The following is a 12,020-nucleotide window of genomic DNA, read 5'->3' as shown; positions in this document are numbered from 1 at the left end:
GCCACCGATCGGACCGTGGAATGCCGCACCGCCCCCGAGGGGAATCGGTCGCGCCGATGGGACGAAGCGCTGCCGATCTGATGAAGCGCCGGTTCCGGGCCCGACGGCAATGGTCCGGGACATTCCGGACCCAGCTCCTCAACAGCGGGTCGACCTGCGGGAAAGAACTCCCGGCAGGGAAAGTTGTCGGGTATGTGACCCACTCTATTCCCGAGCCCGCGGGTGCTCCAACACTTTCCGTGAGATTCTTTGCGCCCCTCGGACTTGTCACCGTGAGGAGTGGACCGTGTTCCCGGATCGGAGCGACAATGGTCGCATTCCGTCATTCGTCTCCTTTCGATCCTTTCGACGCTCGATGAGAGCCGACCCGATCAAGTCGACCCAGGAGGCCGTCATGACCGCGACCGCGACAATCCGGGACGTGTGGTGCCTGCACGCCGCGACCGGTACCGATGTGGGGGTCAACGAAGCCATCGCCAACCTCGCCGAGTCCATTCCGCTGGACGAGCTCGGCCTGGGGTCCTTGGAGTCCATCGTGCGCGGCATCCCCTCGGCCGTGCAGATGATCGACACCGCCCGCTCCGACCCCGACGACCTGTACCTCACCACCGACACCGCCGGCGGCCTGGACCGCAGCATCTGGCCCGGCGGCGAGCAGACCACCAGCATCCAGGCCGGCCAGTCCGCCCAGCCGGGCATCGACGTTCCGGTCTCCTTCGCCCAGAACCTCTCGCTCTGGGACTACGACTCCGTGTCCAGCGACGACCTGCTCGGCTCCGTCCAGATCCGCGAGGACGAGCAGGGGAGGGGAAATATCGCCAAACTCGCCAAGTCCGACGTCGAGGGCTCCGTCTACTACGTGACCTACGCCGTGAACTGAGCCCCCGTGGCTCCCGCGCCGGGGGGCCGACCCGCTGTCACCGCCGGTCCGTCGACGGACCGGCGGCCGGCGGGACCGGGCCGGACTCGTGGGCGAGGAGAACGAGGTGGACCCGGTCGCGGACACGGGCGCGGGTGCGGCGACCGGGACCGGGACGTGTGAGTGGGACGCCCGGTCGGGAGCGGGTCCGTGGCGGTCGGTCTTGACGGTCCGTCGGGATGATCGGTGGGGGGTGATCGGTGGGGGGTGATCGGTGGGGGTGATCGGTCGGGGGGTCAGTCGTCCCGGACGGGGAGAGCCCGGTCGCGACCGGGACCGGGAGCCGTACCGGCCCCGGCGGAGGGGCGCCGCCGGCCGCGCCGCAGGGTGCGCAGCGCGCCGAACGCGACCAGCAGCCACACCGTCGCCGCGACCCAGAGCAGTGCCCGGCCCAGCGGGTCCAGCCACTCCACCCGGGCGGCGGCGGAGGTCGACAGCGAGGCCACCGAGGTCATGCCCAACGGGAAGACGGTCGACCAGCGGCGCAGGTCGTAGCGGAAGCGGGGGTGCGTCAGCTCGGCGACGGCCAGCACGGCGTACCAGAGCAGCGCGATCCCCAGCAGGACCAGCGTGACCACCCGCAGCGCCGTGTGCGCGCCGCCGCTCCAGACGCCGGAGGCGAGCAGCTTGGAGCCGGCCAGGGCCGAGATCGCCAGGGCGCCGCCGGCCACCCAGTGGTCACCGGCGCCCTCGGTCACCTGGCGGAGGTCGAAGCGCAGCAGCGCGTCCAGGTAGAGCAGCAGCCCCAGCAGGAACAGCGCCAGGGCCGCCCGGGCGAGCCAGTCGGCGGTGTGCGGGGCGAGGGTGGCGGCCAGGACGGCCAGGCCCTGGGTGGCGACACAGATCAGGAAGGCGCCGCCGGGCAACCGGCGTCCAAGGTGGCGCAGTACGGAGGTCAGCAGCACCGGCCAGGCCGCGGCGGCCAGGGCGAGCAGGGCCTCCGCCGCCGTCGTCCGGCCGAGCTGGTCGAGCCGGACGCCCAGCACGGTGGTCGCGGCCACGGCGGTGAGCGCGGGCGGGGTGTGCGCCCGGGCGGTCCAGTCGCTCCGGTCGCCGACGAGCAGGGCGACGAAGGCGGCGGCGAGCAGCAGCCAGAGCAGTGCGGCGATCCAGAGCGCGGCGGCCGACAGCGCGTCGAAGCCGCTGAGGTGGAAGCCGATCGAGATGATGCCGGTCGCCATCACCGCCGCCCCGGTCGCCGGGGGGAGGGCGGCCCACCGCGGTCCCCCGCGCCGCCCGCCGGGTCCACCGCGGTCCGCGCCGTGCCCGTCCGCTGTTCCCACGGCTCTGTCGTCCATGACCCCATCGCACCGCCCGCGCGGGCGTCCTGCCAGCCGGGCCCGCCGGACCGGGCCGCGGCCGGGCGACAGGTCACCCGACGGGACGTCCCCGGGTGCGGTGCCGCGGCCGCGCGGTTTCGATGGGCACACAGTCCGGCCCGGATCGGGAGGGTGTTCACGTGCGGGAGCCGACCAGCGGCACCGGCGGTATCGGCAGTGATGGTGGCAACGCCGGCACCGGCGCCCCGGCTCCGGGCGAGCCGGGGGCCGCGTTCCTGCGGGCGGGCCGGTTCTTCCGCCCCGGAACCCCGGCGCCCGACCTGCACAGCGTCCGGCTCACCGGCGGGCGGGACTCCGACTCCTTCTACCGGGACCGCTGGAGCCACGACAAGGTCGTGTACTCCACCCACGGCGTCAACTGCACCGGCTCCTGCCGCTGGAAGGTCTTCGTCAAGGACGGCATCATCACCTGGGAGACCCAGGCCACCGACTACCCGTCCGTCGGCCCCGACCGCCCCGAGTACGAGCCGCGCGGCTGCCCGCGCGGCGCCGCCTTCTCCTGGTACACCTACTCGCCCACCCGGGTCCGCCACCCGTACGTGCGCGGGGTGCTGCTGGAGCTGTACCGGGAGGCGCTCGCCCGGCTGGGGGACCCGGTGCTCGCCTGGGCGGACGTCCAGGACGATCCGGAGCGCCGCCGCTCCTACCAGCGGGCCCGGGGCAAGGGCGGCCTGGTGCGGACGAGCTGGGACGAGGCGGTGGAGATCGTCGCCGCCGCGCACGTGCACACCGTGAAGCGGTACGGGCCGGACCGGATCGCCGGGTTCTCGCCGATCCCGGCGATGTCGATGGTCTCGCACGCGGCCGGCGCCCGCTTCCACGCGCTGATCGGCGCGCCGATGCTCTCCTTCTACGACTGGTACGCGGACCTGCCGGTCGCCTCCCCGCAGGTGTTCGGCGACCAGACCGACGTGCCCGAGTCGGGGGACTGGTGGGACGCCGCCTATCTGATGATGTGGGGCTCCAACGTGCCGGTCACCCGGACGCCGGACGCGCACTGGATGGCCGAGGCCCGCTACCGGGGGCAGAAGGTGGTGGCGGTCTCCCCGGACTACGCGGACAACACCAAGTTCGCCGACGAGTGGATGCACCCCCACCCCGGCACCGACGCTGCGTTGGCCCTCGCGATGGGCCATGTGATCCTGCGCGAGTTCTTCGTCGACCGCACGACGCCCTTCTTCGACGACTACGTCCGCCGCTTCACCGACCTGCCGTTCCTGGTCACCCTCACCGAACGGGACGGCGGGTACGTGCCCGCCAAGTTCCTGCGCGCGAGCGACCTCGGGGGCGGTGGCTCGGGCGAGGACGGGGGCGGGGACGGGGGCGACGGCGTCGAGGGCGCCGACTGGAAACTCGTCGTCCTCGACGGGGCGACCGGCCGCCCCGCCGTGCCCAACGGCTCGCTCGGCTTCCGCTGGACCGCCTCCGGCGAGGGCCGCTGGAACCTCGACCTCCAGGACGTGCACCCGCGCCTCACCCTGTACGGCGACGAGGCGGCCACCCCGGTCGAGGTGCTGCTGCCGCGTTTCGACACCGACGGCGGCGAGCACGGCCAGGGCCTGGGCGGGATCGTCCGCCGCGGCGTCCCGGCCCTGCGCCTCGACGGCGGCGCGCTGGTCACCACCGTCCACGACCTGCTGCTCGCCCAGTACGGCGTGGGCCGCCCGGGCCTGCCCGGCCGCTGGCCGGACTCCTACCAGGACGCCGACACCCCCGGCACCCCCGCCTGGCAGGAACGCCACACCTCGGTCCCGGCCGCCCAGGTGGTCCGGGTGGCCCGGGAGTTCGCCCGCACCGCCGAGGAGTCCGGCGGCCGCTGCATGATCCTGATGGGCGCCGGCACCAACCACTGGTTCCACTCCGAGACCATCTACCGGTCCTTCCTCGCCCTGCTCACCCTGACCGGCTGCCAGGGCCGCAACGGCGGCGGCTGGGCGCACTACGTGGGCCAGGAGAAGTGCCGCCCGTTCACCGGCTGGGCCACCCTCGCCGGAGCCACCGACTGGTCCCGCCCGCCCCGGCAGATGATCGGCACCGGCTGGTTCTTCCTGCACACCGACCAGTGGCGCTACGACACCTACCCCGCCGACGTGCTCGCCTCCCCGCTCGGCACCGGCCGGTTCCGCGGCCTGGCCACCGTCGACCTGCTGGCCCGCTCGGCCCGGGTCGGCTGGATGCCCTCCTACCCGACCTTCGACCGCAACCCGCTCGACCTGGCCGACGAGGCCCGCGACCTCGGCCGCGACCCGAAGGAGCACGTGGTCGCGGAACTGCGCGCCGGACGCCTGGGGTTCGCCTGCGAGGACCCGGACGAACCCGCCAACTGGCCCCGGGTGATGACGCTCTGGCGGGCCAACCTGCTCGGCTCCTCCGCCAAGGGCGCCGAGTACTTCAGCAAGCACCTGCTCGGCACCCACTCCTCGCTGCGGGCCCGCGAGGCCGGGCCGGAGCAGCGCCCGCGCGACGTCCGCTGGCACCCGGAGGCACCCGAGGGCAAGCTCGACCTGCTGCTCTCGCTGGACTTCCGGATGACCTCCTCCACCCTGCTGTCCGACGTCGTCCTGCCCGCCGCCACCTGGTACGAGAAGCACGACCTCTCCTCCACCGACATGCACCCCTTCGTGCACTCCTTCGCTCCGGCCGTCGACCCGCCCTGGCAGGCCCGCACCGACTTCGACGCCTTCCACGCGATCGCCGGGCGGTTCTCCGAACTCGCCGCCGAGCACCTCGGGGTGCGGCACGACGTCGTCGCCACGCCGTTCCAGCACGACACCCCCGGCGAGACGGCGCAGCCCGGCGGCACCGACGCCGACTGGCGCGACGGGGACTGCGAGCCCGTCCCCGGCGTCACCCTGCCGAACCTGGCCGTGGTCGAACGCGACTACCCCGCCGTGGCGGCGAAGATGGCCGCGCTGGGTCCGCTGGTCGAGCAACTCGGCCTGCCCGTCAAGGGCGTGGTGCTGCGGCCGGACCAGGAGGTCGAGCAGCTCAAGGCACGCAACGGGACCGCCCGCGGCGGCCCGGCCGACGGCCGCCCGCTGCTGGACACCGCCGTCAAGGCCGCGGACACCGTGCTCGCGCTCTCCGGCACCACCAACGGGCGGCTCGCCACCCAGGGCTTCCGGTACCTGGAGCGCCGCACCGGACGGGAGCTGGCGCACCTCGCGGCGGAGAACGAGGGCCGCCGGGTCACCTACGCCGACACCCAGGCCGCCCCCGCCCCGGTGGTCACCTCGCCCGAGTGGTCCGGCAGCGAGTCCGGCGGGCGCCGCTACAGCCCGTTCACCGTCAACACCGAGCACCTCAAGCCCTGGCACACGCTCAGCGGGCGCCAGCACTTCTTCGTCGACCACGACTGGATGCACGAACTCGGCGAGGCGCTGCCGGTCTACCGGCCGCCGCTCGACCTGCGCCGGCTCTTCGGCGAACCGGCCCTCGGCGCGGACGGGCGCGCCGAAGTGACGGTCCGTTACCTCACCCCGCACAACAAGTGGTCCATCCACTCCGAGTACCAGGACAACCTGTTCATGCTCGCGCTCTCCCGCGGCGGGCAGGTGGTCTGGATGTCGGTCGAGGACGCCGCCGCCATCGGAGTCGCCGACAACGACTGGATCGAGGCCGTCAACCGCAACGGAGTCGTCGTCGCCCGGGCCGTCGTCTCGCACCGGATGCCGCCCGGCACGGTCTACATGCACCACGCGCAGGAACGCACCGTCAACGTGCCCCGGGCCGAGACCGGCGGCAAGCGCGGCGGCATCCACAACTCGCTGACCAGGGTGCTGCTCAAGCCCACCCACCTGATCGGCGGCTACGCCCAGCTCTCCTGGGCGTTCAACTACCTCGGACCGACCGGGAACCAGCGCGACGAGGTGACGGTGATCCGCCGACGGAGCCAGGAGGTGCGGTACTGATGCGCGTGATGGCCCAGCTCGCCATGGTGATGAACCTCGACAAGTGCATCGGCTGCCACACCTGTTCGGTGACCTGCAAACAGACCTGGACCAACCGCGCCGGCACCGAGTACGTCTGGTTCAACAACGTCGAGACCCGCCCCGGGCTCGGCTACCCGCGCCGCTACGAGGACCAGGAGAAGTGGCGCGGCGGCTGGCGGCTGGACCGCCACGGGCGGCTGAAACTCCGCCAGGGCGGGCGGCTGTACAAGCTCGCCACCATCTTCGCCAACCCGGTGCTGCCCACCCTCCAGGACTACTACGAGCCCTGGACGTACGACTACCGCGCCCTCACCGACGCCCCGCTCGGCGAGGACTACCCCGTCGGCCGGCCGCACTCGATGATCACCGGCCGGCCGATGGCCGTCGAATGGTCCCCCAACTGGGACGACGACCTCGGCGGCGCCCCCGAGCACGGACCCGCCGACCCCAATGTCGAGCGGATGCGCGAGGAGGTCGGGCGGCGGATCCGGTTCGAGTACGAGCAGAGCTTCATGTTCTACCTGCCCCGGATCTGCGAGCACTGCCTCAACCCCGCCTGCGTGGCCGCCTGCCCGTCCGGCGCGATCTACAAGCGGGCCGAGGACGGCATCGTCCTGGTCGACCAGGACGGCTGCCGGGGCTGGCGCCAGTGCGTCACCGGCTGCCCCTACAAGAAGATCTACTTCAACCACCGCACCGGCAAGGCCGAGAAGTGCACCTTCTGCTACCCGCGCACCGAGGTCGGCCTGCCCACCGTCTGCTCCGAGACCTGCGTCGGGCGGCTGCGCTACCTCGGCATCGTCCTCTACGACGCCGACCGGGTCACCGAAGCCGCCTCCGTGGCGGACGAGCACCAGCTCTACCGGGCCCAGTTGGGCGTCTTCCTGGACCCGGAGGACCCCGAGGTGCGGCGGGCCGCCGAACGCGACGGCGTGCCCCACGACTGGATCGAGGCCGCCCGCCGCTCGCCCGTGCACGCGCTCATCAGCACCTACCGGGTCGCGCTGCCGCTCCACCCCGAGTACCGCACCCTGCCGATGGTCTGGTACATCCCGCCGCTCTCCCCGGTCGTCGAGGAGGTCGCCGCCAGCGGCCACGACGGCGAGGACGCCGGCAACCTCTTCGGCGCGATCGACGCCCTGCGGATCCCGGTCGACTACCTCGCCCAGCTCTTCACCGCCGGGGACCCGGTGCCGGTGCGCGCCGCCCTCGACCGGCTGGCCGCGATGCGCGCCCACATGCGCGCCGTCAACCTCGGCCGGACCCCCGACCCCGCCGCCGCCGAGGCGGTCGGGCTCGACGCCCGGCAGGTCGAGGACCTCTTCCGGCTGCTCGCGATCGCCAAGTACGAGGACCGCTACGTCATCCCGACCGCCGCCCGCGCCGACGCCGAACGCCTGGAGGAGTCCGCCGTGCCCACCGGCTGCGGCCTCGACCACACGGACGGCGACCCCGGCGGCGCGGACGGGCCGTTCGGCGAGGGATCGGGGCGCCGCTCGTTGCCGCTGATCACGGTCGAGAGCTTCCACGCGCTGCGCCGGCGCCAGACCGGCGACCGGCAGGACCCGCCGGAGGCCGGCCGGTGAGCGGCGACGGGGCGGCGGCGGTGGTGCGCCGGGTCGCCGCCGAATGCCTCTGCTACCCCGACCGGACCACGCCGCCGACGGAGCTGACCGCGCTGCTGGCCCCGGTCCGGCACGCCGCCGCCGCGCCGCTGCGGGCCTTCCTCGGCCGCGCCGCCGGCCTCCCGCCCGGCGAACTCGCCCGCCAGTACGTCGAGGTGTTCGACTTCCGGCAGCGGCACAGCCTCCACCTGAGCTGGTGGACCGACGGCGACACCCGCCGGCGGGGCGCGGCGCTGCTGCGCTTCAAGGCCGCCTACCGGGCGCACGCCCTGGAGTTCACCGGCGAGGACCTGCCCGACTTCCTGCCCGCCGTACTGGAGTTCACCGCCGCCACCGGCGACGACACCCTGCTGCGCGAGCACCGGCCCGCGCTGGAACTGCTGCGGCTCGCCCTCACCGAGCACGGCACGCCGTACGCGGACGTGCTCGCCGCCGTCTGCGCCACCCTGCCCGGCCCCTCGCCGAAGGACCGCGCCGCCGCCCTGGCCCTGGCCCGCAGCGGGCCGCCCCGGGAGGACGTCGGGCTGGACCCGCTCACGCCGTACGGGCACCTCGGGCTGCTGCCGGTGCTGACCGAGCCGTCCTGACGGAGCTGTCCCGACCGAACCCTTCCGAACCCCGACCGGAGACCCGCCGATGGACACCTTCCTCTGGGGCGCGCTGCCGTACATCGCGCTCGCGCTCCTCGTCTCCGGCCTCGTCTGGCGCTACCGCTACGACAGGTTCGGCTGGACCACCCGCTCCTCCGAGATCTACGAGTCCCGGCTGCTGAACCTCGCCTCGCCGGTGTTCCACTACGGCATCCTGTTCGTCCTGGTCGGCCATCTGATGGGCCTGTTCGTGCCCGCCTCCTGGACCGACGCGGTCGGCCTGGACGAGCACGCCTACAACCTGCTCTCGCTGTTCGCCGGCTGCGCGGCCGGACTGCTCGCCGTCACCGGGATCCTGGTGCTGCTCTACCGCCGGCGCACCAACCCGGCCGTGCTGCGCGCCACCACCCGCAACGACAAGCTGATGTACGCGGTGCTGCTCGCGGCGATCGTGCTCGGCCTGGTCGCCAAGCTGACGCACGCCTCGCTCGACGCCGGATACGACTACCGCACCACCATCGCCCCGTGGGTCCGCAGCCTGTTCACCCTGAGCCCGGACGTGTACCGGATGGCGGACGTGCCGGTCGCGTTCAAGGTGCACGCGGTGGTCGGCCTGCTGCTGTTCGCGCTGCTGCCCTTCACACGCCTGGTGCACATGTTCAGCGCACCCGTGCAGTACCTCTTCCGCCCGTACATCGTCTACCGCTCCCGCGACCCGAAGCAGCCCGCCGGCGCGCCGCCCCGGCGCGGCTGGGAGGGGGTCGAGGACTGACCGCCGTCCGGTTGTCGGTGGTCCGTGCCAGGATCGGTGCCGACCCACCCGAATCCGGAACGGAACGGTACGACCGTGAGCACCATCGACGAGGCACCGGCGGCAGAGCTGTCCTGGCAGCGGTTCTGGCAGCTGATCGACCTGATCGGCGGCGAGTCCGCGGTCGCCGTCTGCGCGACCCTCGACGAGGGCTGCGAGCGGCTGGGCGAGGTGCTCGCCGCCGGTCCGGTCGAGGAGATCCTCGGCTACGGCGAACGCCTCGTCGAAGCGCTGTACCGCCTCGACCGGGAGGAGTACGGCACCCAACGGGCCGTGGACCCGGACCTCCCCGGGGTGCCGGTGCCGCTGAGCGACGACGGCTTCCTCTACGCCCGCGCCGCCGTGGTCGCCGCCGGCCGGGCCGCGTACGACCGGGTGCTCGCCGATCCGGAGCTGTTCGCCGCCCACTCCTTCCGCAGCGGCGAAGCCCTGCTGTACGTCCACGAGGAGGCCTTCGAGGCGGCGACGGGCGAGGAGTGGGAGCACGTCACCCGCTACGACTACGAGTCGTGCTCCAACCGCGAGGGATGGCCGAACCTCTGACGGCCGTGGTCCGGCCGTCCCTCACGGGGGAGGTCAGCGAGTGCCGAAGTCGGCGTTCCAGGAGGCCGCGCCGACCTGGGAGAGGCCGACCTCGGTGTAGTTGCCGTCGATCATGATGTTGAAGTGCAGCGAGGACCTCACCCAGCCGTCGAAGGCGGCGTCGATGCCGGTGGGGCCGTAGAAGGCGATCTCGCCCCAGGCCCGCCAGTTGTAGCCGAGGCCCTTGGCGATGGCGCCCGAGTCGCAGAAGTGGCCGGACACGTGACGCTGGTCCATCTGGCCGGCGTTGCACCGGGCGGCCTGGCCGAGGGTCGCGTCGAGCCGCACCGGTGCCTTGCCGTACTGGGCGCGCAGCTCGTTGAGGCGCTGGAGGAAGCGCTGCTCGTTCGAGGACGTCGGGGGCTGGGTGGTGCCGGACCCGGGCACCAGGTCGAACCGCTGGGACATGCTGCCGTCGCAGGACTCGACGGTCACCTCGCGGTCCTGGCCGTGGTAGGTCAGACAGCGGTTGTCCCGGGCGTTGTGCAGGTAGGTGCCGCCCTCCGCGGCGTTCTCCAGGGTCCACTGCTGGTTGTCCCCCGCCCACCAGTGGACGAACTGGGTGGTCCGGCCGTCCCTGGTGTCCATCTCGACGACACGCTCGGTGCCGTTGACGTTGCGGACGAAGTCGACCCGGCCGTTCGGCTTGTTGGATATCCAGAACTGGGTGGAGCTGTCGCGGTAGTTGCGCGCGACGATCCGAGAGCCCTCCCCGTCCGCGCCGGCCAGCGCGTGGTGGTTCTGGTGGTCCTGGATCGTGATCGTCTGCTCGACCACGTCCGTGGCGGCGGCGTTCGCCGGCGCGGCGGACAGCGCGAGGCCGGTGACCGACAGCGCGCACGCGGCGAGCACCGCCCCCGCCGACCGGGCGCGGACACGGGTGGTGCGGGTGGAGGTGTCGTTCACGGGGTTCTCCTACTGCTCGACGGTCCCGCCCCGGTTGCGGGGCGGGCATGAGCAGGACACCAGCGGCGTGTGCACAGGACGTCAGCGATCCGTGGACGCCGTGGCGGCGACGGTCCACCGGTCGTGTACGGCGTGTGTACGCGGGCGGGCCAGAGTCGTTCCCGTTCCGCTCGACCCGGCCGGCCGGATGCCGCCCGGGCAGCGACTCACGGAGAGACGGACATCATGTTTCGCAAGTTCCTCGGAACGGCGCTCGCCGCCGTCACCGCGACCGCCGGCATCGCTCTCGTGGCGCCGACCCAGGCGTCCGCCGACATCAGCATGGGCGTCGAGTGCCGGCAGATCGTCGGCGGGATCAGCACCCCGGTGGTCCGGACCTCGCCCATCACGCCCAGGAGCTCGGCCGGGGGCATCGACCCGGGTGCGCTGATCGGCGGTGTCTTCGCGGGAGCCGACTTCGTGAAGTCGCTGATCGACGAGGCCCGGAAGAGCGCCGAACTGCGGGAGAACCAGGCCGGGTTCCTGGAGAGCCTGTCCAAGAAGCTGCAGTACCTCACCCGGGGCGAGTACAACATCAGCATCTTCCGGTCCGGCAAGGGCTTCCGGGAGAACATCCTGCAGAAGTCGAACTGCTTCGGCACCGTCCAGTACGAGGGCTCCGACGACAAGGCGCTCTACGACGTGTACGTCTTCGACTCCGACGGCCAGGTCTGGAGCAACGACGGCAACTACGGCTACCAGAACTGGCGTCACTACGGGCACACCCATTCCACCGGCACGGCGGGCAGCACCAGCGACAAGTACACCTACTGGTTCCCGACCACCTCGCAGAAGTCCGCGCACGAGGCGGCCGACGCCCGGGCCAGGGGCGAGGGCGGCCGGCCCGCGCACGGGAAGGTGACCACGTTGATCGCCGACAACGGCCTCGCGGTGGACCTCCAGGACGCCAACACCAACGCGGGGGCGTGGATCCAGGGCCAGTACCCGAACGGCAACCAGGCCCAGAAGTGGGCGCTGTGGGACGTGGGCAACGGCAACTGGCAGATCGAGACGGACTACCGCGGCGCCATGCTGGTGGACGTCATCCCCAACGACTGGCGGACGCACCTGGTGAAGGCGCACGGTGGCAGCAACCAGCTGTGGCGGTTCGAGGAGTACGGCAACGGCTGGTACCGGATCCGGGGCGTCTACAACATGCAGAACGGCTACCCGAACGGCGGCTGCCTGACCGCCGGTTCGGCCGGCAGCCCGCTGGCCGCGCTGGACTGCACCAAGGGCCTGGGCGGTGGCCAGCTCTGGAAGCTGGCGGGCTGAC

General features: G+C 72.6%; 9 protein-coding genes. 7 read left to right on the top strand and 2 right to left on the bottom strand.

Annotated features, from left to right (window positions below; genetic code table 11):
* The first annotated feature begins 355 nt into the window (after window positions 1–355).
* On the top strand, window positions 356–880 hold the full coding sequence (locus BLU95_RS04515; protein ID WP_159424769.1) for a hypothetical protein: 525 nt from the start codon (window positions 356–358) through the stop codon (window positions 878–880).
* Window positions 881–1,155: 275 nt separating this feature from the next.
* On the opposite strand, the gene BLU95_RS04510 is transcribed toward BLU95_RS04515, so the two are convergent.
* Window positions 1,156–2,100: a tellurite resistance/C4-dicarboxylate transporter family protein gene (locus BLU95_RS04510; protein WP_231978283.1), complete on the bottom strand. Its 945-nt coding sequence runs from the start codon at window positions 2,098–2,100 to the stop codon at window positions 1,156–1,158.
* Window positions 2,101–2,408: 308 nt separating this feature from the next.
* Between BLU95_RS04510 and BLU95_RS04505 the strand changes: the two genes are divergently transcribed.
* From BLU95_RS04505 to BLU95_RS04485, 5 genes are all read left to right on the top strand, one after another.
* A complete protein-coding gene (locus BLU95_RS04505; RefSeq protein ID WP_502689856.1) occupies window positions 2,409–6,170 on the top strand; it encodes a nitrate reductase subunit alpha in 3,762 nt (1,253 codons plus the stop codon).
* Window positions 6,170–7,777 carry a nitrate reductase subunit beta gene (narH, locus tag BLU95_RS04500; protein WP_093858804.1) on the top strand — a complete coding sequence of 536 codons (1,608 nt, stop codon included), beginning with the start codon at window positions 6,170–6,172 and terminating at the stop codon, window positions 7,775–7,777. The genes BLU95_RS04505 and narH overlap by 1 nt, the downstream gene beginning before the upstream one ends.
* Window positions 7,774–8,403, top strand: a complete 630-nt coding sequence (narJ, locus tag BLU95_RS04495) for a nitrate reductase molybdenum cofactor assembly chaperone (RefSeq protein WP_093858803.1) — start codon at window positions 7,774–7,776, stop codon at window positions 8,401–8,403. Before narH ends, narJ begins: the two co-directional genes overlap by 4 nt.
* Before the next feature lie 49 nt (window positions 8,404–8,452).
* Complete coding sequence (gene narI, locus BLU95_RS04490; RefSeq protein WP_093858802.1) at window positions 8,453–9,178, top strand: respiratory nitrate reductase subunit gamma; 726 nt, start codon at window positions 8,453–8,455, stop codon at window positions 9,176–9,178.
* 75 nt (window positions 9,179–9,253) lie between these two features.
* Window positions 9,254–9,760, top strand: a complete 507-nt coding sequence (locus tag BLU95_RS04485; RefSeq protein ID WP_231978281.1) for a DUF4240 domain-containing protein — start codon at window positions 9,254–9,256, stop codon at window positions 9,758–9,760.
* 33 nt (window positions 9,761–9,793) lie between these two features.
* On the opposite strand, the gene BLU95_RS04480 is transcribed toward BLU95_RS04485, so the two are convergent.
* Complete coding sequence (locus BLU95_RS04480; RefSeq protein ID WP_093858801.1) at window positions 9,794–10,705, bottom strand: CAP domain-containing protein; 912 nt, start codon at window positions 10,703–10,705, stop codon at window positions 9,794–9,796.
* A 225-nt stretch (window positions 10,706–10,930) separates the two neighbouring features.
* Here BLU95_RS04480 and BLU95_RS04475 point away from each other — a divergent pair, with 225 nt between their 5' ends.
* On the top strand, window positions 10,931–12,019 hold the full coding sequence (locus BLU95_RS04475; RefSeq protein ID WP_093858800.1) for an RICIN domain-containing protein: 1,089 nt from the start codon (window positions 10,931–10,933) through the stop codon (window positions 12,017–12,019).
* The last annotated feature ends 1 nt before the right edge of the window (window position 12,020 follow it).

The organism is Streptomyces sp. TLI_053 (assembly GCF_900105395.1).
Classification (GTDB): Bacteria; Actinomycetota; Actinomycetes; order Streptomycetales; family Streptomycetaceae; genus Kitasatospora.
The sequence above is the reverse complement of the archived record's forward strand: the minus strand, read 5'-3'. Positions and strand labels throughout refer to the sequence as shown.